This is a genomic window from Streptomyces ficellus, from assembly GCF_009739905.1.
GTDB classification, from domain to species: Bacteria; Actinomycetota; Actinomycetes; order Streptomycetales; family Streptomycetaceae; genus Streptomyces; species Streptomyces ficellus_A.
On sequence record NZ_CP034279.1, the window covers coordinates 1,419,989 to 1,442,029 of the forward strand.

At 74.1% G+C, this 22,041-nt stretch carries 18 protein-coding genes; 7 read left to right on the forward strand and 11 right to left on the reverse strand.

Annotation, left to right across the window (positions count from 1 at the left end; genetic code table 11):
- Window positions 1-143: 143 nt before the first annotated feature.
- From EIZ62_RS06240 to EIZ62_RS06260, 5 genes are all read right to left on the reverse strand, one after another.
- The gene (locus EIZ62_RS06240; protein ID WP_156691719.1) at window positions 144-1,280 is read right to left on the reverse strand and encodes an XdhC family protein; all 1,137 of its coding nucleotides are present in this window, start codon (window positions 1,278-1,280) and stop codon (window positions 144-146) included.
- Window positions 1,281-1,317: 37 nt separating this feature from the next.
- Window positions 1,318-2,760 (reverse strand): NCS2 family permease, encoded by a 1,443-nt coding sequence (locus tag EIZ62_RS06245; RefSeq protein WP_156691720.1) that lies wholly within the window; start codon window positions 2,758-2,760, stop codon window positions 1,318-1,320.
- Window positions 2,761-2,989: 229 nt separating this feature from the next.
- Window positions 2,990-5,398, reverse strand: a complete 2,409-nt coding sequence (gene pucD, locus EIZ62_RS06250; protein WP_156691721.1) for a xanthine dehydrogenase subunit D — start codon at window positions 5,396-5,398, stop codon at window positions 2,990-2,992.
- Between the two features lie 2 nt (window positions 5,399-5,400).
- Window positions 5,401-6,039 (reverse strand): (2Fe-2S)-binding protein, encoded by a 639-nt coding sequence (locus EIZ62_RS06255; protein WP_156691722.1) that lies wholly within the window; start codon window positions 6,037-6,039, stop codon window positions 5,401-5,403.
- 2 nt (window positions 6,040-6,041) lie between these two features.
- The gene (locus tag EIZ62_RS06260) at window positions 6,042-6,932 is read right to left on the reverse strand and encodes an FAD binding domain-containing protein (RefSeq protein ID WP_156691723.1); all 891 of its coding nucleotides are present in this window, start codon (window positions 6,930-6,932) and stop codon (window positions 6,042-6,044) included.
- Between the two features lie 348 nt (window positions 6,933-7,280).
- On the opposite strand from EIZ62_RS06260, the gene EIZ62_RS06265 reads away from it, so the two are divergent.
- The 3 genes from EIZ62_RS06265 (at window position 7,281) to EIZ62_RS06275 (ending at window position 10,936) form a co-directional block, all read left to right on the forward strand.
- Window positions 7,281-9,002 carry a PucR family transcriptional regulator gene (locus tag EIZ62_RS06265; protein ID WP_156691724.1) on the forward strand — a complete coding sequence of 574 codons (1,722 nt, stop codon included), beginning with the start codon at window positions 7,281-7,283 and terminating at the stop codon, window positions 9,000-9,002.
- Between the two features lie 59 nt (window positions 9,003-9,061).
- Window positions 9,062-9,958: a pentapeptide repeat-containing protein gene (locus EIZ62_RS06270; RefSeq protein WP_156691725.1), complete on the forward strand. Its 897-nt coding sequence runs from the start codon at window positions 9,062-9,064 to the stop codon at window positions 9,956-9,958.
- A 216-nt stretch (window positions 9,959-10,174) separates the two neighbouring features.
- Entirely contained in the window at window positions 10,175-10,936 is a 762-nt protein-coding gene (locus tag EIZ62_RS06275; RefSeq protein WP_208827787.1) for a hypothetical protein, read from the forward strand.
- Between the two features lie 51 nt (window positions 10,937-10,987).
- On the opposite strand, the gene EIZ62_RS06280 is transcribed toward EIZ62_RS06275, so the two are convergent.
- Window positions 10,988-12,139: a WD40 repeat domain-containing protein gene (locus EIZ62_RS06280; RefSeq protein ID WP_156691727.1), complete on the reverse strand. Its 1,152-nt coding sequence runs from the start codon at window positions 12,137-12,139 to the stop codon at window positions 10,988-10,990.
- The gene (locus EIZ62_RS06285) at window positions 12,136-12,897 is read right to left on the reverse strand and encodes a GntR family transcriptional regulator (RefSeq protein WP_156691728.1); all 762 of its coding nucleotides are present in this window, start codon (window positions 12,895-12,897) and stop codon (window positions 12,136-12,138) included. The genes EIZ62_RS06280 and EIZ62_RS06285 overlap by 4 nt, the downstream gene beginning before the upstream one ends.
- Before the next feature lie 152 nt (window positions 12,898-13,049).
- Between EIZ62_RS06285 and EIZ62_RS06290 the strand changes: the two genes are divergently transcribed.
- Complete coding sequence (locus EIZ62_RS06290) at window positions 13,050-13,913, forward strand: (2Fe-2S)-binding protein (RefSeq protein WP_156691729.1); 864 nt, start codon at window positions 13,050-13,052, stop codon at window positions 13,911-13,913.
- Between the two features lie 207 nt (window positions 13,914-14,120).
- Window positions 14,121-15,221, forward strand: a complete 1,101-nt coding sequence (locus tag EIZ62_RS06295) for a DUF2637 domain-containing protein (RefSeq protein ID WP_156691730.1) — start codon at window positions 14,121-14,123, stop codon at window positions 15,219-15,221.
- 28 nt (window positions 15,222-15,249) lie between these two features.
- On the opposite strand, the gene EIZ62_RS06300 is transcribed toward EIZ62_RS06295, so the two are convergent.
- The 3 genes from EIZ62_RS06300 to EIZ62_RS06310 all read right to left on the reverse strand — a co-directional run bounded on the left by EIZ62_RS06300 (window position 15,250) and on the right by EIZ62_RS06310 (window position 19,058).
- Complete coding sequence (locus EIZ62_RS06300; RefSeq protein ID WP_156696240.1) at window positions 15,250-15,702, reverse strand: ATP-binding protein; 453 nt, start codon at window positions 15,700-15,702, stop codon at window positions 15,250-15,252.
- Window positions 15,703-16,058: 356 nt separating this feature from the next.
- A complete protein-coding gene (locus tag EIZ62_RS06305) occupies window positions 16,059-17,801 on the reverse strand; it encodes a pyruvate dehydrogenase (RefSeq protein ID WP_156691731.1) in 1,743 nt (580 codons plus the stop codon).
- 27 nt (window positions 17,802-17,828) lie between these two features.
- Entirely contained in the window at window positions 17,829-19,058 is a 1,230-nt protein-coding gene (locus EIZ62_RS06310) for a protein phosphatase 2C domain-containing protein (RefSeq protein ID WP_156691732.1), read from the reverse strand.
- Between the two features lie 221 nt (window positions 19,059-19,279).
- Between EIZ62_RS06310 and EIZ62_RS06315 the strand changes: the two genes are divergently transcribed.
- The gene (locus EIZ62_RS06315; protein ID WP_156691733.1) at window positions 19,280-20,215 is read left to right on the forward strand and encodes a helix-turn-helix transcriptional regulator; all 936 of its coding nucleotides are present in this window, start codon (window positions 19,280-19,282) and stop codon (window positions 20,213-20,215) included.
- Between the two features lie 36 nt (window positions 20,216-20,251).
- The gene (locus tag EIZ62_RS32135; protein WP_156691734.1) at window positions 20,252-20,734 is read left to right on the forward strand and encodes a DUF456 domain-containing protein; all 483 of its coding nucleotides are present in this window, start codon (window positions 20,252-20,254) and stop codon (window positions 20,732-20,734) included.
- Here EIZ62_RS32135 and EIZ62_RS06325 read toward each other — a convergent pair.
- Window positions 20,643-22,040 (reverse strand): DNA-3-methyladenine glycosylase 2 family protein, encoded by a 1,398-nt coding sequence (locus EIZ62_RS06325; protein ID WP_208827789.1) that lies wholly within the window; start codon window positions 22,038-22,040, stop codon window positions 20,643-20,645. The genes EIZ62_RS32135 and EIZ62_RS06325 overlap by 92 nt on opposite strands.
- Window position 22,041: the final 1 nt, after the last annotated feature.

Genomic DNA, 22,041 nt, shown 5'->3' on the forward strand with positions numbered 1-22,041 from the left:
CTGTAGTCGCCGGATAACGGACGGGTCACGACAGTTTTCCCCCGGTTCCGGCCTGGGGTCTTCCCCAGGCCGGGGCGGTGGCCGTCCCGCCGGGCCGGCGCCTCAGGCCACCGGGTCGGCGCCTCAGGCAGCCGGCCGGCGCCTCAGGCCACCGAGCCGATGCGTCCGGCGGGGGCGTCCGGGCCGTCGTGGTGGATCGGGGTGTGGGCGCCCGTGAGGGACACGCCGCTGCCGCCGCGCCGGGCGGCGACGATCTCCGCCCCGATCGACAGGGCGGTCTCCTCCGGCGTCCGGGCGCCGAGGTCGAGGCCTATCGGGGAGCGCAGCCGGGCGAGCTCCAGTTCCGTGACGCCGACCTCGCGCAGGCGCTTGTTGCGGTCCTCGTGGGTGCGGCGGGAGCCCATCGCGCCGATGTAGGCGACGGGAAGCTTGAGGGCCAGTTCGAGCAGCGGGACGTCGAACTTGGCGTCGTGGGTGAGGACGCACAGCGCGGTGCGGGCGTCGACGTCGGTGCGCGCGAGGTACTCGTGCGGCCACTCGACGACGACCTCGTCCGCCTCGGGGAAGCGCGCGGGCGTGGCGAAGACGGGGCGGGCGTCGCAGACGGTGACGCGGTAGCCGAGGAACTTGCCCACCCGTACCAGCGCCGCGGCGAAGTCGATCGCCCCGAAGACGATCATGCGGGGGGCGGGCACGCTGGACTCGACCAGCAGGGTCAGGGGCTGCCCGCAGCGCGAGCCGTCCTCGCCGATGGTGACCGTGCCGGTGCGGCCGGCGTCGAGCATGGCGCGGGCCTCGCCCGCCGCGGTGCGGTCGAGTTCGGGGTGGCCGCCGAGGCCGCCCTCGTACGAGCCGTCGGGGTGGACCAGCAGGGCGCGGCCCATGAGACCGGCCGGGCCCTCGGTGATCCGGGCCAGAGCCGCCGCCTCCCCTCCGGCGGCGGCTCCGACGGCGGCGGGGAGGATCCCGCCGCGGACCGGGGTGACGAGGATGTCGATGACGCCGCCGCAGGTCAGGCCGACCGCGAAGGCGTCCTCGTCGCTGTAGCCGAAGCGCTCCAGGACGGTCTCGCCGTCCTCCAGCGCCTGTCGGCACAGGTCGTACACGGCTCCCTCGACACATCCGCCGGAGACCGACCCGATCGCCGTGCCCTCGCTGTCGACGGCGAGCGCGGCGCCCGGCAGGCGGGGCGCGCTGCCTCCGACGGCCACCACGGTGGCGACGGCGAAGTCACGTCCCTGCTCGACCCACCGGTGGAGCTCCTCGGCGATGTCCAGCATGTCGGCCTCCTTACGGGCGGATGTGTGAGGGGTTCCGTCAGTGCGCGGTACCCGAGGCGAAGTAGAAGATGAACACCGCGGACAGCACCCACATGAGGATGCTGGGCTCCCGCCACTTGCCCTGCGCGGCCTTGATGGCGCAGTAGGCGATGACACCGGCGCCGACACCCGTGGTGATGGTGTAGGTGAACGGCATCAGCACGACCGTCAGGAAGACCGGGACGGCGATGGACCAGTCGGTCCAGTCCACGTGCCGGGCGTTCTGCAGCATCATCGCGCCGATGACGACCAGGGCGGCGGACGCCACCTGGCCCGGCACGAGCTGGGTGAGCGGGGTGAAGAACAGGCACGCGGCGAAGAACAGGCCGGTGACGGTGGACGACAGACCCGTCCGCGCGCCCTCGCCGACGCCCGTGGCGGACTCGATGAAGACGGTCTGGCCGGAGGCTCCGGACACACCGCCGATCGCGCCGCCGGCGCCGTCGATGAACAGGGCCTTGCTCAGGCCCGGCATGCGGCCCTGGGCGTCGGCCAGCTTGGCCTCCTGTCCGACGGCGATGATCGTCGCCATGGCGTCGAAGAAGCCGGCCAGCACCAGGGTGAAGACGATCATCGAGACCGTGGTGTAGCCGAGGCTCTCCCAGCCGCCGAACTCGACGTGGCCGAAGAGGGAGAAGTCCGGCATGGAGACGACGCTGCCGTGCAGGACGGGCGCCTTGCCGGCCCAGGCGGCCTCGTTGATCAGGCCGGTCGCGGTGGCGGTCACCGAGACGATCGTGCCGACGACGATGCCCAGGAGGATCGCTCCGGGGATCTTGCGGGCCTGGAGCATGAAGATCAGCAGCAGGGTGAAGGAGAAGATCGCGACCGGCCAGCCGGCGAGCGAGCCGCCGACCCCGAGGGTGACGGGGCCGCCGCCCTCGCCCTTGCCGACGAAGCCGGCGTTGACGAAGCCGATCATCGCGATGAAGAGGCCGATTCCCATGGTGATGCCGTGCTTCAGCGCCAGGGGGATCGCGTTCATGATGATCTCGCGGACACCGGTGACCACCAGGAGGCAGATGACGGCGCCGTAGATGACACACATGCCCATGGCCTGCGGCCAGGTCATGTCCGGGGCGACCTGGGTCGAGATGACGCCCGCGACACTCAGTCCCGCCGCGAGGGCGAGCGGGACCTTGCCGATGAAACCCATCGCCAGAGTGGTGACCGCTGCGGCGAGAGCGGTGGCGGTGATCAGGGCGGGCTGGCTGAGCTTGTCGCCATTCGCGTCCGGGCCGCCGAGCAGCAGCGGGTTGAGCAGGAGGATGTACGCCATGGCCATGAAGGTCGTGACGCCGCCGCGCACTTCCTGCGCGACCGTGGATCCTCTGTGGGTTATGTGAAAGTACCGGTCGAGCCAAGACCGTCCGGCGGGAACGCGGGAACCGGGTCCCGCGTCTTCGGCGACGGTCTTCGGCTCCACTGACGACTGGGTCATGGTGCCTACTCCCAAGGTTCAAAGGGGCACCCGCATGCCGGGGGGGCATAAGACTGCGGGATTTGGGATGGTGCGTGGGCTGCACGACCCGGGGGACGGCCCGAGACGAACGGGATGGTGCGGGGGTTGAGCGGTACTGCCGTGGGGGTGGTGGGGGGGTGGGGGTTGCTCCGGGCGGTGCGGGCGGTGGAAGTGTGACGTTCCCGGGAGGCACGCACCGCCCGGAGGGCTACAGGGTGCCGGTGAGGTGCTCGGGGCGTACCGGCGTCTTGTTGAGCTCCAGGCCCGTCGCGTTCCGGATGGCCGCGAGGACGGCCGGGGTGGACGACAGGGTGGGCGCCTCGCCGATGCCGCGCAGCCCGTAGGGCGCGTGGTCGTCGGCGAGCTCGAGCACGTCGACCGGGATGGTCGGGGTGTCGAGGATGGTGGGGATCAGGTAGTCCGTGAAGGAGGGGTTGCGCACCTTCGCGGTCTTGGGGTCGACGATGATCTCCTCCATGACCGCCACGCCCAGGCCCTGGGTGGTACCACCCTGGATCTGGCCGATGACGGACAGCGGGTTGAGGGCCTTGCCGACGTCCTGGGCGCAGGCCAGCTCGATGACCTTGACCAGGCCGAGCTCGGTGTCCACCTCGACGACCGCGCGGTGCGCGGCGAAGGAGTACTGGACGTGGCCGTTGCCCTGGCCGGTGTGCAGGTCGAAGGCCTCGGTGGGGCGGTGGCGCCACTCGGCCTCGACCTCGACGACCTCGTCCTCCAGGACGTCCACCAGGTCGGCGAGGACTTCGCCGCCGTCGGTGACGACCTTGCCGCCCTCGAGCAGCAGCTCGGCGGTGGCCCAGGCGGGGTGGTAGGTGCCGAGCTTGCGGCGGCCGATCTCCAGGACCTTCTCGCGGACCAGCTCGCAGGAGTTCTTCACCGCGCCGCCGGTGACGTACGTCTGGCGGGAGGCGGAGGTGGAGCCGGCGGAGCCGACCTGGGTGTCGGCCGGGTTGATGGTCACCTGGGTGACGCCGAGCTCGGTGCGGGCGATCTGCGCGTGGACGGTGATGCCGCCCTGGCCGACCTCCGCCATCGCGGTGTGGACGGTGGCGACCGCCTCACCGTTGATGACCTCCATGCGCACCTTGGCGGTGGAGTAGTCGTCGAAGCCCTCGGAGAAGCCGACGTTCTTGATGCCGACCGCGTAGCCGACGCCGCGGACGACGCCCTCGCCGTGCGTGGTGTTGGACAGGCCGCCGGGCAGCGCGCGGACGTCGGCGCCCTCGGTGGTCTCCCACTGGCGCTCGGGCGGCAGCGGGCGGGCCTTGATGCGGCGCAGGATCTCGGCGACCGGGGCGGGCGAGTCGACCGGCTGGCCGGTCGGCATGAGCGTGCCCTGCTCCATGGCGTTGAGCTGGCGCAGCTCGACGGGGTCCATGCCCAGTTTGGCCGCGAGCTTGTCCATCTGGGCCTCGTACGCGAAGCACGCCTGGACCGCGCCGAAGCCGCGCATGGCGCCGCAGGGCGGGTTGTTGGTGTACAGGGCGACGGCCTCGATCTCGACGTCGTCGATGACGTACGGGCCGACGGCGAGCGAGGAGGCGTTGCCGACCACGGCCGGGGAGGCGGAGGCGTAGGCGCCGCCGTCCAGCACGATCCGGCACTTCATGTGCGTGATCTTGCCGTCCTTGGTGGCGCCGTGCTCGTACCAGAGCTTCGCCGGGTGGCGGTGCACGTGGCCGAAGAACGACTCGAACCGGTTGTAGACGATCTTGACCGGCTTGCCGGTGCGCAGCGCCAGCAGGCAGGCGTGGATCTGCATCGACAGGTCCTCGCGGCCGCCGAAGGCACCGCCGACGCCGGAGAGCGTCATCCGGACCTTCTCCTCGGGCAGGCCGAGGACGGGGGCGATCTGCTTGAGGTCGGAGTGCAGCCACTGGGTGGCGACGTAGAGGTCGACGCCGCCGTCCTCGGAGGGCACGGCGAGGCCGGACTCGGGGCCGAGGAAGGCCTGGTCCTGCATGCCGAAGACGTACTCGCCGGAGACGATCACGTCCGCCCTCTTGGCGGCCTCGTCGGCGTTGCCGCGGATGATCGGCTGGCGGTGCACGATGTTCGGGTGCGGGACGTGACCGGAGTGGTGGTCGTCGCGGCCCGGGTGCAGCAGCGGCGCGTCGGGGGCGGTCGCGGAGGCCTCGTCGGTGACGACGGGCAGCTCCTTGTACTCGACCTTGATCTTCGCGGCGGCGCGGCGGGCGGTCTCGGGGTGGTCGGCGGCGACCAGGGCGACGGGCTCGCCGTGGTGGCGTACCCGGCCGTTGGCGAGGACGGGGGTGTCCTGGATCTCCAGGCCGTAGTTCTTGACCTCGGTGGGCAGGTCCTCGTAGGTGAGGACGGCGTAGACGCCGGCCTGGGCGAGGGCTTCGGAGGTGTCGATGGAGACGATCTCGGCGTGCGCGACGGTGGAGCGCAGGATCTGGCCCCACAGCATGTCCTCGTGCCACATGTCTGAGGAGTAGGCGAACTCGCCGGTGACCTTCAGGGTGCCGTCGGGGCGGAGCGTGGACTCGCCGATGCCGCCCTTGGTCGGGGAGCCCTGGGTGACCTTGGTGGGAGTGCCGGCGGGGGCGGCGGCGACTCGGGTGTTCTGTGACATGGTCAGGCCACGCCTTCCTGGAGCCCTTGACGTTCCTGACGGGCGGCGGCGAGGCGCACCGCGTCGAGGATCTTCTCGTAGCCGGTGCAGCGGCACAGGTTGCCGGAGAGCGCCTCGCGGATGTCCTCGTCGGACGGGGAGGGGTTGCGCTCCAGCATCTCGTCGGCCGCGACGAGCAGGCCGGGGGTGCAGAAGCCGCACTGGACGGCGCCCGCGTCGATGAAGGCCTGCTGGATCGGGGAGAGCTCGGTGCCTTCGCCGGTCTGGGAGTCGGAGACCCCGTCGGCAGGGCGAGCGGACCAGCCGTGGGCCTCCTGGAGGGAGGTGCCGGTCTTGCCGTCGGCCGAGCCGCAGGCGCCGGTGCCGCACGCGCCGCTGTGCTCGGCACGCTGCTTGGCGAAGTCGGCGAGGCCCTCGACGGTGACGACCTCGCGGCCCTCGACCTGTCCGGCGGCGACGAGGCAGGAACAGACCGGGACGCCGTCGAGGCGGACCGTGCAGGAACCGCACTCGCCCTGCTCGCAGGCGTTCTTCGAGCCGGGCAGGCCCAGGCGCTCACGCAGGACGTAGAGGAGGGACTCGCCCTCCCAGACGTCGTCCGCTTCCTGCGGACGTCCGTTGACCGTGAAATTCACGCGCATGGTTATGCAGCTCCTTCAAGGGTGCGGCCGGTGCCGCGGTACTGCTCCCAGGTCCAGCCGAGCGTGCGGCGGGCCATGATGCCCACGGCGTGGCGGCGGTACTTGGCCGTGCCCCGCACGTCGTCGATCGGGTTGCAGGCCCCGGAGGCGAGCTCCGCGAACTGCTTGGCGATCGAGGGAGTGATGATCCTGCCGCTCTCCCAGAACCCGCCCTCTTCCAGCGCGGCGTTCAGGAATTCCTCGGCCTCCTTCGCCCGTACGGGCGTGGGGGCGGCCGAGCCGATGCCGGTCCGTACGGTCCGGGTGTCCGGGTGCAGCGCCAGACCGAACGCGCACACCGCGATCACCATGGCGTTACGGGTACCCACCTTGGAGTACTGCTGCGGCCCGTCGGCCTTCTTGATGTGCACGGTCTTGATGAGCTCGTCCGGCTGGAGCGCGTTGCGCTTCACGCCCGTGTAGAACTCGTCGATCGGGATGAAGCGGGAGCCGCGCACCGACTCCACCTCCACCTCGGCACCGGCCGCCAGCAGGGCGGGGTGCGCGTCGCCGGCCGGGGACGCCGTGCCCAGGTTGCCGCCGACACCCCCGCGGTTGCGGATCTGCGGCGAGGCCACCGTGTGCGAGGCGAGCGCCAGGCCCGGCAGCTCGGCCCGCAGGTGCTCCATGATCTGGGTGTACGGAACGGAGGCGCCCAGCCGGACGTTCTCCTCGCCGACCTCCCACTCGCGGAGCAGCTCGATGCGGTTCAGGTCCAGCAGGTACTCGGGCCGCCGGTGGTCGAAGTTGATCTCGACCATGACATCGGTGCCACCCGCGATGGGCACAGCCGTGGGGTGCTCGGCCTTCGCGGCGAGCGCTTCCTCCCAGCTGGCGGGGCGAAGGAAGTCCATGAGTGGCTCTCTTCTAGATCCGGTGATCAGTGGGTCCGGCGGGTCGTGATCCTGGCGATCGACGGGTTTCCGGGTTCCGCGTGATCAGTTGCTTCGCCGGGGCTCGGGGACGGCCGGCCCACGTCTTGGTGTTCATGTGCTGTTAACGCGTCGTGGCCCAAGTACACCCAGCGGTGCTCCGCCCGGTGCAGTCACCGAAACCATGAAGGAGTTGGCTGGTCGCCCTCTTCGTCTTGTAGATTCGAACGAAAGGCGAGGAGCAGTGCCCTCTCCGTTTCCCCCCGGAAACGGTGGCCACGGCTCACCGGCAACAACGAGACACCCACGAGACAGATCGGCGGCGATCACATGCGGCTGCGCGCACTGCTGGAAACCGATGCGCTGGGGCTGCGGCTGCTCGGCGGCGAGGACGAGCTGGACCGCACGGTCCGCGGCGTGATGACGACGGACCTGCGGGACCCCAGTCGGTACCTCTCCGGCGGCGAGCTGGTGCTCACCGGGCTGGCCTGGCGGCGGGACGAGGCGGACTCCGAGCCGTTCGTCCGGATCCTGGCGGGCGCCGGGGTGGCCGGCATGGCGGCCGGCGAGGCGGAACTCGGGGCGATCCCGGACGACCTGGTGCAGGCGTGTTTGCGCCACCGGCTCCCCCTGTTCGCAGTGAACGAATCCGTTGCATTCGCAACCATCACGGAGTACGTCGTTCGACAGGTGTCGGGCGAGCGGGCCGGAGACCTCGCCGCTGTCGTCGATCGCCACAGGAGGCTCATGACCTCCGGACCGGCGGGCGGCGGCCCCGAGGTCGTCCTGGACCTGCTCGGCTCCGACCTGGACCTTCGCGCCTGGGTGTTGTCACCGACCGGCCGCCAGATCGCCGGCGCCGGAGCGCCGCTGCCGGCCGGGACCGGCGCCGTCCTGGCCGGTGAGCACCTGTCCGCCACCCGCACCGGGCGGCGCGGTCCGCACCGGGCGGTGACCCGCGGCACGACGTACTCGCTCTTCCCGATCCGTAACACCGGTCGCGGTGCCGCTCCCGCCTCGCGGGACGTACGCGAGACGGTGCTCTCCGACTGGCTGCTGGCCGTCGAAGCCGACGCCGGGGACTGGCCCGCCGCCCGGCTCGACCTGCTCCAGGGCGTCACCCAGCTGATCGCCGTGGAGCGGGACCGGCGGGACGCGGCGCGCACGGTACGGCGACGGCTCGCCCAGGAAGTCCTGGAACTCGTCCAGACGGGCGCCGCCCCCGCCGAGATCGCCGCCCGTCTCCGGGTGGCCGCGCCGGTGCTGCTCCCGGGCCTCGGGACCGCGCCGCACTGGCAGGTCGTGGTGGCCCGCGTCGAGTGGGGCGAGGGCGGCGCGGGCGCGCCCGGCATCGAGGCCGGGCCGGTCGCCCAGTCGCTGCTGGAGGAGATCCTCGTCGACCCCGCGACGGTCGGCCCCGACTCGGCCGACCGCATCGCGGTGGCCCACACCGGCGACGAGGCCATCGCCCTGGTGCCGCTGCCGACGGCGCCGGGGGCGGACGGCGGCGCCCCCGCGGCGGAGGACGAGAACGGCCCCGCCACCGGCACCGACACCGGGCTGCACGCCGACGCCCTGCTGGCCACGGTGCGCGCCCCCCTGACGGCGGGCCTCGCCGACGACGGGCGCCTCACCCTGGGCGTGAGCGCCCCCGTCCACTCGGCCGAGGGGCTGCGCGGCGCCCTGGAGGAGGCGCGGCACGCCCGGCGCGTCGCGGCGGCGCGGCCGGGCCGGGTGTGCGCGGCGGGCCACCACGAACTGGCGTCCCACGTCCTGCTGCTGCCGTTCGTCCCGGACGACGTGCGGCGGGCGTTCACGGCCCGCCTCCTGGACCCGCTGCGCGACTACGACCGGCGGCACCGCGCGGAGCTGATCCCGACGCTGGAGGCGTTCCTGGACTGCGACGGCTCCTGGACCCGCTGCGCCGGCCGGCTGCACCTGCACGTGAACACGCTGCGGTACCGGGTCGGCCGGATCGAGCAGCTCACCGGCCGCGACCTGTCCCGCCTGGAGGACAAGCTGGACTTCTTCCTGGCGCTGCGCATGTCCTGACGCCACGCCAGGCGCCCCGCCCCCACCCGCTCCCCCACCCACAGAAAGCGGACCACCACGTGACGTCCGGACGATCGGACACCTCCCGCCCCGAGGACGAGGCCGCCCAGCGGGCCTCGGCCGGCCCCGCGGACGCCGCCCCGGACTCCCTCCGGGGCGACTGCGCGAACTGCTTCGGCCTGTGCTGCGTCGCCCTGCCCTTCGCCGCCTCGGCGGACTTCGCCGTCGACAAGCCCGCCGGCACGCCGTGCGGCAACCTCGCCGCCGACTTCCGGTGCGGCATCCACGAACGGCTGCGCGACCGGGGCTTCACCGGCTGCACGGTGTACGACTGCTTCGGCGCCGGCCAGAAGGTCTCCCAGATCACCTTCGGCGGCCGGGACTGGCGGCAGCACCCGGACACGGCGGGGCGCATGTTCGCCGCCTTCCCCGTCGTACGGCACCTGCACGAACTGCTCGCGTACCTCACCGAGGCGCTGACGCTGGAGCCCGCGCGCTCCTTGCACGGCGAGCTGCGCCACGTCCTCGACGAGACCGAACGACTCACGCTGCTGTCCCCCGAGGGCCTGGCCGCCCTGGACCTGGACGCCCACCGCCGCCTCGTCGGCGACCTCCTGTCGCGGACGGGCGAGCTGGTCCGCGCGGGCGTCCCGGGCGCGCGGAGCAAGAAGAAGAACCGCCGCGGCGCCGACCTCATGGGCGCCCGCCTCACCGGAGCCGACCTGCGCGGGGCGAGCCTGCGCGGCGCGTACCTCATCGCCGCCGACCTCACCGGCGCCGACCTCCGCGAGGCCGACATGCTCGGCGCCGACCTCCGCGACGCCCGTCTCGCGGGCGCCGACCTCAGGGGCGCGCTCTTCCTCACCCAGCCCCAGGTCAACGCCGCCCGCGGCGACGCCCGCACACTCCTCCCGCCGCGGCTCTCCCGCCCCGCCCACTGGACGTCCGGGACCTGAGGCGGCCCGCGCGCCCGCCGGGCGGCACCCCGTGGGGTCACTCTTTCGGGGGAAGCGCACCACGCGCCGGAGACCGTCCGAGGCCGGAAATCACGGGAGTTGGATTGTGAAACATTTCACCTGACCCTCTTGGCCGCGCGTCCGTTCCGTGCTGAGATGCATCGGACCCAACAGCTCAATGGCGCGCTCGGGGAGGGCAATGTGGCGCATACCGCCATGTCTGGTTCCGGAACGACCTCAGGCGACGATCCCCTCCAGACCGCGGTATGGCGGCTGCGCTCGCGCGGCTGTTGGACCGACGCGGCCGCCCTTCTCGCACCGGGCGCCGACGACCCGGCGGTCGCCCTCCAGCGCGCGTCGCTGCTGATCGAGCGGTGCCTCTACACCGAGCAGGGCTGGGCCGAGGCGGAGGAGGCCCTGCGGGTGGCCGAGGCGATCGCGCAGGACGACGACGAGCGCGGCGCGGCGGCCTGCGAACGCGGCTACCTCGCCTACGCGTCGACCCTCCTCGGGGTACGGGACCGGGCCGACGAGGCGCGCGCGGCGCTCGGACGGGCGGCGGCGCTCTTCGCCCCGTCCGCACCGGGCCGCCCGCTGCTGGACCTCCGGCGCGGGCTGATCGCCCAGAACCTCGGCGACTCCCCGCAGGCCGCCCGCGCCGCGTACCACCGCGCCCACGTGGGCGCCACCAACCAGGGGGACACCCTGCTGCTCTCCGCCACCTGGCGGTACCTCGCCGGACTCGCCCTGCGCGAAGGGGAGTTGCCCGAGGCCCGGCACGGCTTCGCCGAGTCGCTGCGGCTGCGCGAGGAGCTGGGCTACCTCGTCGGTACGGCCCCGGCACTGGTGTCCCTGGCGGACGCCGAGCCCGAACCGGAGGCGACCCGGCTGCGGGCCGAGGCGCGGCGGCTGTACCAGCTGCTCGGCGGCGTACCGACCTGGCTCGCGGCCCGACTGGCCCCGACGGCCGCGGCCTGAGGACCGGTCGCCGGCGGCGACTCGCGGCGGTACGGCGCCTGCGCGGACGGGTCAGCCCGCCGGGCGCCCCGCCGGGGCCAGGCACAGCACCGCGTCGTCGAGCCCGACGACCAGGCTCCCCCCGGGTGTCACCGCCACCGCGCGGACCCGCGGGCCGGGCCGGAAGGGCACGGTCCGGCCGGTGCGGAGGTGGCGGAGCTCGGCCAGGCCGTCCGCCCAGGCGACCGCGAGGAGCCCGCCCGCGGCGTGCAGGGCGACGACCGGGCAGGAACGCCGCGCCACCGGACGCCGGCCTTGCGGACGTCCGGGCCGCCACGCCCGTACGGTGCCGTCGGCTCCGCCGCTGTACGCCACCACCGACGCGGCGAGCGGCGGGGCGCCGGCCCCGGGCCCGGTCACCGGGGGCGCGGTCGCCGTCAGGGCGGTGACGCGGCCGGAGTGCAGTGCCGACTGGTCCAGCCCGGTGAGGCTGAACGCGTGGACGGTGCCCATCCGGTCGCCGGTCAGGACCGTGCCGTCCAGGGCCGCGAGGGCGGTGGCGGGGTGGCTCGCCAGCGTCGCCGCCACGGCGTCCGTCAGCCGGGTGGCCGGGCCGGCCCGGTGCAGGCGGCCGCGTTCGTCCAGGGTGAGGGTCCGGCCGTCGCCCGGGCACGCCACCGCCAGGACGCGGTCCCCGCGCACCACGAGCCGCCCGTCGGGCGTGGTCGTCAGCGCCGCGCACCGTTCGCGGGACGTGTCCACGAGGCGCCACGGGGCGCCGGCGGCCCGCTCGGTGAGGGCGCGGACCACATGCGGGTCCGCGCCGTCGTCCAGGGCGGCGAGCAGGACGAGGGCCCGCTGGGCGGGGTCCTGTTCGCGCACCAGCGACTGGCCGGCGCGCAGCCAGGCGGGGCGCAGACCGCCGCGGGGTTCGGGCCGGGCCTCGTACGCCTCGGTGACGAGGACCGGGTCGGCCGCGCAGACGGCGGCCGGGTCGCCGAGGTCGACGGGGGCGGCGGGCGGGGGCGGCGCGGGCGCCTCGTCGGCGACCACGTCCACGTACCCCAGACCGCGCAGGCTCCGCACCAGGTCGTGGTCGGGCGGCAGGGGTACCCGTACCGTCCGGCGGGGCCCGGCCAGCAGCGCCGCGAGCAGTTCGGCGGGCGTTCCGGCGACGACGCCGAGCCGGTTCGCCACCTCCCAGACCGCGCCGCGCACGGTCACTTCGCGCTGGTGAAGTGCTCGCGGACCAGGGACTGGACGACCGGGAGGTCCTGGGCGATCAGGGCGTCCAGCAGGGCGGAGTGCTCGGCCGCGTCGGCGACGAGGTCGGCGCGCCGGACCGCGGGGCCGGCCACCAGGGGCCACTGGGAGCGGCGGTGCAGGTCCTCGGCGACGGTGACGAGCTGTTCGTTGCCGGCGAGGGAGAGGACGGCCCGGTGGAAGGCGCGGTCGGCCTCGGCGTAGTGGGCGCGGTCGCCGTGCGCGGCCGCGGCGCAGGTCGCCTCGGCGAGGGGGCGCAGTTCGCTCCAGCGGCCGGCCGGGACGGTGCGGGCGAGCCGGAGCATGACGGGGACCTCGATCAGGGCGCGGACCTCGGCGAGCTCGGCCAGCTCGCGGGAGGTGCGTTCGGTGACCCGGAAGCCCCGGTTCGGCACCACCTCGACAGCGCCCTCGGTCGCGAGCTGCTGCATGGCCTCGCGCACGGGGGTGGCGGAGACGCCGAAGCGGGCGCCGAGCGCGGGGGCGGAGTAGACCTCGCCGGGTATGAGGTCGCCGCCGACGAGGGCGGTGCGCAGGGCGTCGAGGACCTGGCCGCGTACGGAGTGGCGCTGGACGGGGCGGGCGGGCCCGGTCCGGCCGGGCGTCTCGCCGTGGGTGTGTTCGCCCCGCGCCTGTTCGGGCACCCGGACGGTGGCGTGCGGCTCCGGTCGCCCCGCCGCGTGCGGCGCGGCGCCGTCGCGCGTGCTGCCCTGCTCCACTCGGGTCCTCCTGGTCGTACGTGCAGAGGGCCCGGCTCGCGGCGGACGGGGCCCCTGTGCACGATAGGCGCACGGGGTCGCCGTTCACAGTTCGATCAGATCGGGTAAGGTAAGGCTTACCTGCTAACGATCGCGATTCGGTGGTCCCCCGCATGCCCGCTCCCGCTCTGCTCCCCACGGCCGCCCGCGGCCTGGCCTCACCCGTCACGGACGCCTACGCCCGGCTGACGGAGGTCTTCCCGGGGCTTCGGGTGCTCGAGCTGGCCGAGGACGAGCGGGCCCCGCGGGGCGCGGGCTGGGTGGGCGCGGACGAACTGGCGGCGGGCGGCGCCGCCCTGGACGCGTTCCTCGCCTGGGACAACGCGCAGGTGCTGCGGGACTACGGGCAGCAGGCCCGCCCCGACGTGGTGGCCAGCTTCGGCCTGCACCGGTACGCCTGGCCCGCCTGCCTGCTGATCACGGTGCCGTGGTTCCTGCACCGCCGGGTGCCGCGCCTGCCGGTGGGGGACGTGACGTTCCAGCGGGCGCTCGGGCGGATGACGGTGCGCGTCTCCGAGTTCGCCTGCCTGCCGGGCGACCCGGCCGCCGCGCTGCCCGGGGCCCGGGTCGTACCGGACGAGGAGGCGCTGCGGGGCGAGGTGCGGGCGGCGGTCGCCGAGCACCTGGGGCCGGTCCTGGACGGCTTCGGGCCGCGGATGCGGCGCGGCAAGCGGGCGCTGTGGGGGATGGCGACCGACGAGATCGTCGAGGGCCTGTGGTACGTGGGGCACCTGCTGGGCGAGGAGCCCCGCGCCATGGCGGAGCTGGCTCTGCTGCTGCCGGGGTCGGGTGCGGCGAAGCCGTACGTCGGCACGGCCGGTTTCCGTGAGCTGGCCGGTCCGGACGGCACGCCGCTGCCGACCCGCGACCGGGCGAGCTGCTGCCTCTTCTACACCCTGCGCCCCGAGGACACCTGTGTCACCTGTCCGCGTACCTGCGACGCCGACCGTGTCGCCAGGTTGAGCGCATCCGCGTGACCTCCGGCTGAGTCCACGCCACCCGCACGGGTGACGTGAATCGAACTCAACTCTCTTCGCGCATACGGCTGTTCGAGTGGATGGCACCTATTCGTATGCCCTGCGGCCCCGATGGCGTTCTCTTGCCCCGAAAGCCCGTGGGGCGCGGCGGCCTTCGGCCACTATGGCGCCGAAACGCCCTACCGCGAGCGATGCAAGGGACACCGCATGAGACTGACCGACATATCGCTGGACTGGCTGCTTCCGGGCGGCGTGATGCTGGTGGGAGTCCTGGCGGCGGTGGCGGTGCTCACGCGCGGCAGGCGCGTCGGCGAGAAGGCCGCGGCCGACGACTCCTGGGAGCGCAGCGAGGAGCGTCGCCGCCGCAAGGAAGCGGTCTACGGCACCGCCTCCTATCTGCTGCTGTTCTGCTGCGCGGCGGTCGCCGCCGCGCTCTCCTTCCACGGCCTGGTCGGCTTCGGCCGGCAGAACCTGAGCCTGTCGGGCGGCTGGGAGTACCTCGTCCCCTTCGGCCTCGACGGCGCCGCCATGTTCTGCTCGGTCCTCGCGGTGCGCGAGGCCAGCCACGGCGACGCGGCGCTCGGCTCCCGCCTCCTGGTGTGGACGTTCGCCGGCGCGGCGGCCTGGTTCAACTGGGTGCACGCGCCGCGCGGCATCGGCCACGCGGGCGCCCCTCACTTCTTCGCGGGCATGTCGCTGTCGGCGGCCGTGCTGTTCGACCGGGCGCTGAAGCAGACCCGCAGGTCCGCGCTGCGCGAGCAGGGTCTGGTGCCCCGCCCGCTGCCGCAGATCCGGATCGTACGGTGGCTCCGGGCCCCCCGCGAGACGTTCGGCGCCTGGTCCCTGATGCTGCTGGAGGGCGTCCGCACCCTGGACGAGGCGGTGGACGAGGTCCGCGAGGACCGGCGGCAGAAGGAGCAGGAGCGGGAGCGGCGGCGGGAGCACCAGAAGATGGAGCGGGCGCGCCTGCGGGCGTTCAACCGTCAGCACCGCGCCTGGGGCGCCGGGCGCGGCGGGCGCCAGGTCGAGGTCCAGCCGATGACCGCCACCCAGGTGGACGTCCAGCCCGTGAACCAGGGCAACGCCCTGGGAGGTTCCACACCGGCCGCCGTCGGGGCGTCCGTCGCGGAGCCCGCCATATCCGACCGGAAGCACTCGCCGTCCCGGTCCCGGCCCTCCCTCCAGGCCGTCAAGGGCACTGACCCGCCCCGGACGGTCGACCTCACCGCGGAGGACGACACCCAGACGCTGCCCCGGCTCGACTCGCTGGAGCGGAAGCTGAAGGACCTGGAGCAGCAGTTCGGCTGACCGCTCCGTGGGGGCGCGGGGCCCGTCGTCAGGCGGGCCCCCCGGACAGCTCGAACCAGACGACCTTGCCGACGCCGTGGGTGAGCACCCCCCACGCGTCGGCGAGCGCCTGCACCAGGACGAGCCCCCTGCCGTGCGTACCGTCGTCGTCGGTGGGGCAGAACGGCGTGGGCAGCGAGGTGGCGAAGTCCCGCACCTCCACCCGGAGCGTCGACGGGGTCATCGTGGTCGAGACGACCGCGCCGTGCTCGGTGTGTATCAGCGCGTTGGTCACCAGTTCGCTGGCGAGCAGCTCCGCGACGTCCGACGCGCCCGGTTCGCCCCAGTGCCGCAGCAGCTCACGCAGGGCGCGCCGCACTTCCGGCACCGCCGCCAGGTCGGCGTTGCCCACGTGCCGGCGCCACTGCACCAGCCGCCCGTGCCGCTCCACTCCGGGGACCCGCCCGTCGGTTACGGGTCCAGCCCCTCCCTGACGCCCCATCATCTCCCCCACCCGCACGTCGTCGGCCCTTCCCCTCGAACAGGTTCACGGGATGCATGCCCCCGCCTACGCGCCGTCACGCCTGGGATTCACCGGTCCGGGGGGCGCCAGGGGGGCGCATCGGGGTAAGTCCGCGACAGGGCACGCGGAGCGGCGACCGGGCGACGGCCGCGTGGGCCGCGACGCACCCCGCGTGACGACCACCACCGGACGGCACGCCCCTCCGCCCGAGCCGTGCGCCACCCCGTGCGCCCCGCACGGTACCGGCCCGTCCCCCGCCCCAGCCGGTGCGCTCCCGACCCAACCGGCCCGGCCCCCGACTCAACTCAACCCGCCCACCCGACCCGGTCGGCCCGTCAGGGCCTGGGGACGTTGCGGAGGTTTGAGCGGGCCATCTGGAGCATCCGGCCCACTCCCCCGTCGAGCACGATCTTGCCGGCGGAGAGGGCGAAGCCGGTCACCATCTCGGCCTTGATCTTCGGCGGGATGGACAGCGCGTTGGGGTCGGTCACGACGTCGACGAGCGCCGGGCCCTTGTGCCGGAAGGCGTCCTTGAGCGCGCCCGCGAGTTCCTTGGGCTTCTCCACCCGCACCCCGTACGCGCCGGCGGCGCGGGCGATCGCCGCGAAGTCGGGGTTGTGGTTGGTGGTGCCGTAGGAGGGGAGGCCCGCCACCAGCATCTCCAGCTCGACCATGCCCAGCGAGGAGTTGTTGAACAGCACCACCTTCACCGGCAGGTCGTGCTGGACGAGGCTGAGGAAGTCGCCCATCAGCATGGAGAACCCGCCGTCGCCGGACATCGAGACGACCTGCCGCCTGCGGTCGGTGAACTGGGCGCCGATGGCCTGGGGCAGGGCGTTGGCCATGGAGCCGTGGCTGAACGAGCCGATGATCCGGCGCCGCCCGTTGGGGGTGAGGTAGCGGGCGGCCCAGACGTTGCACATCCCCGTGTCGACGGTGAAGACCGCGTCGTCGTCGGCGATCTCGTCGAGCACCGCCGCCACGTACTCGGGGTGGAGGGGGACGTGCTTGTCGACCTTGCGGGTATAGGCCTTGACGACCCCTTCCAGGGCGTCGGCGTGCTTCTTCAGCATCTTGTCGAGGAACCGGCGGTCCGTCTTGGGTCGCACGCGCGGGGTGAGGCAGCGCAGCGTCTCGCGGACGTCGCCCCACACCGCCAGGTCGAGCTTGCAGCGGCGGCCCAGGTGTTCCGGACGCACGTCCACCTGCACGATCTTCACGTCGTCGGGCAGGAAGGCGTTGTACGGGAAGTCGGTGCCCAGCAGGATCAGCAGGTCGCACTCGTGCGTGGCCTCGTAGGCGGCGCCGTACCCCAGGAGCCCGCTCATCCCCACGTCGTACGGATTGTCGTACTGGATCCACTCCTTGCCGCGCAGGGCGTGTCCGACCGGGGACGCGATCCGCTCGGCGAACTGCATGACCTCGGCGTGCGCGCCCTTCGTGCCGCTGCCGCAGAACAGCGTGACCCGGTCGGCGTCGTCGATGAGCCGGACCAGGGCGTTGAGCTCCTCGTCACCGGGGCGGACGGTCGGCCGGGTGGTGACGAGCGCGTGCTCGGGCGCCTTCTCCGGGGCCTGCTCCGAGGCGATGTCCCCGGGCAGCGACACCACGCTGACGCCGCCGCGGCCGACGGCGTGCTGGATCGCCGTCTGGAGGAGCCGGGGCATCTGTTGGGGGCTGGAGATCAGCTCGCTGTAGTGGCTGCACTCCTGGAAGAGCCGGTCGGGGTGGGTCTCCTGGAAGAAGGAGAGCCCGATCTCGCTCGACGGGATGTGGCTGGCGAGGGCGAGGACGGGGGCCATGGAGCGGTGGGCGTCGTAGAGGCCGTTGATGAGGTGGAGGTTGCCCGGCCCGCAGGACCCGGCGCAGGCCGCGAGGCTGCCGGTGATCTGCGCCTCGGCGCCGGCCGCGAAGGCGGCGGTCTCCTCGTGCCGGACCTGGATCCAGTCGATCCCGGAGGTGCGGCGGATGGCGTCGACGACGGGGTTCAGGCTGTCCCCGACGACCCCGTACAGCCGCCGCACACCGGCGCGGACGAGGATGTCGACGAACTGTTCTGCGACGTTCTGTTTGGCCATGTGTCCATCCACGCACGGTGCCCGCGGTTACGCCTCCCAGATGGCCACACTCGTACGGTCATCGGCGTATCCCTTCACCCGCAGCTGGGTGTCCGCCAGGAACTGCGCCAGGCCGGGCGGTTCGGCCGTCGCCCAGCGCCCGGCCAGCTCCTCGGCGAAGGCCGGTTCGCCGCGCAGCGGCTCGGCGAGGCCCGGGCCGGCGAGCAGCAGCGTGTCGCCGGGGCGGGCCACCGAGGCGCGGAAGCGGAAGGGTTCGGCGGGCGGCGGGACGGGGTCCTCGACGTACGGGGACGGGGGCGTCGGGATGCCGAGGTCCATGGTCAGCCGGTCGCCCTCCGGTGTCTCGGCGGGCGGCGAGCCGTAGCCGATCACGGGGTCGCCGGTGAGGGCGGCCGCCTCGGGGACCGGTGGTTCGATGTCCTGCCAGACGCCGTCCCGGAGGCGGAACAGGCCGCCGTCCCCCACGCCGAAGAAGATCCGGGTGCGGCAGCCGGGGTCGGCGGTCAGCAGCAGGCAGCGCAGCCCGGCCGTGTACTCGCCGGGCGTCAGGCCCAAGTCGGCGGCGCGGGCGCGGAGCCTGCCGTAGGAACGGTCGGTGAGCCGGTGCAGCCCGGACTTGAGGTCGCGCCGCCGCCCGGCGCGGATGTCCTCGGCGAGCCGGCCGTGGCTGCGGCCGACGGCCTCGCCGAGCCGGGCGCAGGCGTCGGCGGCGGCAAGGTGGGCGCCGTCGGTGCCGCGCGCGCCGGTGGCGACGGCGACCAGCACGAGCGCCGTCTCGCCGGTGCCGAAGCGGGCGGTGAGGAGCGCGTCACGGCGCGGTTCACCGCGGTAGCGGGCGGAGTCGCCCCGTACGGACGCGGCCCGCAGCGTGTACGTCCCGTACCGGGCGCCGTCCAGGACGGTGTCGGCGACGAGGTGGTCCAGCCCGTGCGCGTGGGCCGGCGGCAGGGCGGTCGGCTCGGGCTCGTAGGTGGGCGGGCCGTCGCCGACGTGCTCCACCCGGGGGCGGGGCAGGCGGGGCGGCGGCGGGCCGCCGGGGAAGGTGCGCGGGGCGCCGGGCGGGTGGTCCGGCGGCTCCCAGGGGGCGCGGCCGCGCCCAGGGGGCCCATCGGCGACGGTGCCCGAGGCGGAGTCGAAGCGGTCGTCGAGGGTGTCGCCCGAAGCGGCCGGGGCCGTGTCCGGTGCGGTGGCGTCGTACAGCTTGTCCCACCAGTCGTCCTCGCCGCCGGTGGTGGGCGTCTCCCCCTGTGGGCTCATGCCCTTAATTGTCGACCGTGCGCGCGTGGCGAAAACGGGCATCGGGAAAAGTGGTCCGCCGGGCGGCCCCACCCCCCACGGGAAGGACGCCCGGCGGACCGGTCCGGGGGTCGGGCGCTCTTCGAGACTAATGACTTTCGTCAAATCGTAAACAGTCTGTCCACGGAGTGAGAGCGGTCGGGGATGATGAGCGCTGCGGGGCGAGAAGGGGGTTCTCAGGGGTGCTGGCGGCGATAGGTCTGGACGAGCGGCAGGAGTCGGCGTACCGGGCGCTGGTGGGGCTGGGCGCGGCGGAGGTCGCCGATCTCGCGCACCGGCTCGGGCTGCCGGAGCCGGAGACGGAGCGGGTGCTGCGGCGGCTGGAGTCGCAGGGCCTCGCCGCCCGGTCGTCGGCGCGGACGGGCCGGTGGGTGGCGGCGCCCCCGGCGGTGGCGCTGGGCCCGCTGCTGACGCGGCAGCGGCAGGGGCTGGAGCAGGCGGAGCTGGCGGCCATCCGGCTGGCGGAGGAGTACCGGGCGGAGGCGGCGGAGCCCGCGGTGCCCGATCTGGTCGAGGTGGTGAGCGGTGCGAGCGCGGTGGACCACCGGCTGAGCCAGCTCCTGCTGGGCGCGCGGGACGAGGTGTGCGCCCTCGTCGTGGGCGGTGCGGTCCCGGTGACGGGGGGCGCGGTGGCGTGCCGGGTGGTGGTGGAGCGGGAGGCGCTGTCGCTGCCGGGCGGGGTCGGGGAGCTGTCGGCGCTCGGCCCGGGCGTACGGGTCCGGGTGGCGGACCGGGTCCCCGCGCGGCTGGTCGTCGCGGACCGGTCGCCGGCGATGGTGCCGCTGACGGGCCCGGACGCGGAGCCGGTGGCCCTCGTGGTGCACGCGAGCGGGCTGCTGGAGTCGCTGACGGCACTGTTCGAGGCGGTGTGGCGGGAGGCGGTGCCGCTGTGCCTGGGGGCGGGGGACGACGACGCCGGTGGCCCGGACGCGACGGACCTGGAGATCCTGTCGCTGCTGCTGGCGGGCCTGACGGACGCGAGTGTCGCCAAGCAGCTGGACCTGGGCCTCCGAACGGTCCAGCGACGGGTGCGGGGCCTGATGGAACGGGCGGGGGTCACGACCCGCCTGCAACTGGGCTGGCACGCCCGTGAGCGCGGCTGGGTGACCCGCGCCTGACCTGCGGGAGCCGGGAGGGTCCGGCAGGCTGGCCCCATGGGTGCGTGGCAGCTGCTCCTGGCCGGGCTGGTGATGCTGCTCGGCCTGTTCGGCGTGCTCGTACCGGGCGTGCCGGGCGCGTGGCTGGTGTGGGCCGCGGTGATGTGGTGGTCGCTGCACGTGCAGTCCGGTCTGGCGTGGTGGCTGCTCGTCGGCTCCACCGCGCTGATGCTGGTGACGCAGGTCGTCGTCTGGCACCTCCCGCCGCGCCGGCTGCGGGGCGTCGGGGTGACGCGGCGGATGGTGGCGTACGCCGGGGTCGGCGCCCTGCTCGGGTTCGTCCTGGTGCCGGTCGTGGGCGCCGTGCCGGGGTACGTGGGCGGGATCTACCTGTGCGAGCGGCTCCGGCTCGGCGGGCACCGGTCGGCCATGACGTCCACGCGCACCGTCATGCGGGCGATCGGTACGAGTGTGCTGGTGGAGCTGTTCGCGTGCCTGATGATCGTGGGCGCGTGGACGGGTGCGGTATTCGCCGGCTGACCGTCCCCCGGGCCAGCAGGCGCGTGGCGTACGAGCGCCAGGGCCGCCACTCCGCGCGGTCCGCGTCCCCCTCGGGTGCCACGTCCGGGTCGCCCAGCGCCCGCATCCGGATGAGCGCGGCGGTGCGCGCGTCCACCCCGGGCAGCGCGCGCAGGACCCGCTCGGCCTCGCCCCGGTCGGCGCCGGGGTCGAGCCGCAGGTCACCGGTGGCCAGCGCCGCGGCGAGCGGCCCCGCCGTCGCGTGGCCGGTGAGCGCCCGCGGCTCGGGGAACAGGTGCGTGAGCCCGCCGCACGGTACGTCCAGGGGCGTCCCGTACGCCCGGACCAGCCGGCCCGCCTCCGCCCGGCCCACCAGGGCGCGGACCGCGAACTCCTCGGGCTCCGCGGCGCCGGGCGACCGCAGCCCGAAGCCGGGGTCGATGCCGAGGCGCTCGGCGACCGCGTACGGGTCGGCGTCCAGGTCGAACAGGCGCCGCAGCCGCTGTACGGCGGCGGTGAGGTCGCGCAGGTCGTTCAGGTGGATGCGGGCGTCCAGCCACCGGCCGCCCGACCGCTCGTCCACCGCCGCGATGCCGGAGCCGTACGGCAGCCGCAGCGTACGCCGGTAGGTGCGGGCGCCGGCCGGGCCCACGACCTCCTCCACGCCCGCGACGGTCTCCGCCACCAGGAGGTCGAAGACGTCACCGGCCGCGTAGGCGCCCCGGTGGGCCAGCCGCAGCGGCACGCCCCCGCCCCCGGCGCCCGCCGTTCCCCGCGCCTCCGCGCGCAGCGCGCTCGGGGTGCGGCCGTAGATGCGTCGCACGGTGTCGTTGAACTGCCGCACGCTGGCGAACCCGGCGGCGAAGGCGATCTCCGTCACGGGCAGCCCGGTCGTCTGGAGCAGGGTCCGCGCGGTGTGGGCGCGCTGGGCGCGGGCGAGCGCGACGGGCCCGGCGCCCAGCTCGGCGTTGAGCTGCCGCTGCACCTGCCGCGCGCTGTACCCGAGCCGCCCGGCGAGCCCGGGGACGCCCTCGCGGTCCACCACGCCGTCGCCGATCATGCGCATGGCGCGGCCGACGACGTCGGCGCGTACGTTCCACGCGGCGGAGCCGGGCACCGCGTCCGGCCAGCACCGCCGGCAGGCCCGGAACCCGTACCGCTGGGCCGCCGCGGCGGTGGCGTAGAACCGCACGTTGCACCGCTTGGGCGTGACCGCCGGGCAGCTGGGCCGGCAGTAGATGCCGGTGGTCTCGACGGCGAAGAAGAACTCCCCGTCGAACCGCGCGTCCCGGCTGCTGACCGCCTCGTACCTGCTGTCGTCGTCCACG

Excerpts from the sequence above, each read along its gene's own strand:
- EIZ62_RS32135 (WP_156691734.1), top strand. The coding sequence starts at position 20,252 with ATGGGTGCGTGGCAGCTGCTCCTGGCCGGGCTGGTGATGCTGCTCGGC.
- EIZ62_RS06260 (WP_156691723.1), bottom strand. The coding sequence starts at position 6,932 with ATGGACTTCCTTCGCCCCGCCAGCTGGGAGGAAGCGCTCGCCGCGAAG.
- EIZ62_RS06275 (WP_208827787.1), top strand. The coding sequence starts at position 10,175 with ATGTCTGGTTCCGGAACGACCTCAGGCGACGATCCCCTCCAGACCGCG.
- EIZ62_RS06240 (WP_156691719.1), bottom strand. The coding sequence starts at position 1,280 with ATGCTGGACATCGCCGAGGAGCTCCACCGGTGGGTCGAGCAGGGACGT.
- pucD (WP_156691721.1), bottom strand. The coding sequence starts at position 5,398 with ATGTCACAGAACACCCGAGTCGCCGCCGCCCCCGCCGGCACTCCCACC.
- EIZ62_RS06245 (WP_156691720.1), bottom strand. The coding sequence starts at position 2,760 with ATGACCCAGTCGTCAGTGGAGCCGAAGACCGTCGCCGAAGACGCGGGA.
- EIZ62_RS06255 (WP_156691722.1), bottom strand. The coding sequence starts at position 6,039 with ATGCGCGTGAATTTCACGGTCAACGGACGTCCGCAGGAAGCGGACGAC.
- EIZ62_RS06295 (WP_156691730.1), top strand. The coding sequence starts at position 14,121 with ATGAGACTGACCGACATATCGCTGGACTGGCTGCTTCCGGGCGGCGTG.
- EIZ62_RS06305 (WP_156691731.1), bottom strand. The coding sequence starts at position 17,801 with ATGGCCAAACAGAACGTCGCAGAACAGTTCGTCGACATCCTCGTCCGC.
- EIZ62_RS06265 (WP_156691724.1), top strand. The coding sequence starts at position 7,281 with ATGCGGCTGCGCGCACTGCTGGAAACCGATGCGCTGGGGCTGCGGCTG.
- EIZ62_RS06300 (WP_156696240.1), bottom strand. The coding sequence starts at position 15,702 with ATGGGGCGTCAGGGAGGGGCTGGACCCGTAACCGACGGGCGGGTCCCC.
- EIZ62_RS06290 (WP_156691729.1), top strand. The coding sequence starts at position 13,050 with ATGCCCGCTCCCGCTCTGCTCCCCACGGCCGCCCGCGGCCTGGCCTCA.
- EIZ62_RS06310 (WP_156691732.1), bottom strand. The coding sequence starts at position 19,058 with ATGAGCCCACAGGGGGAGACGCCCACCACCGGCGGCGAGGACGACTGG.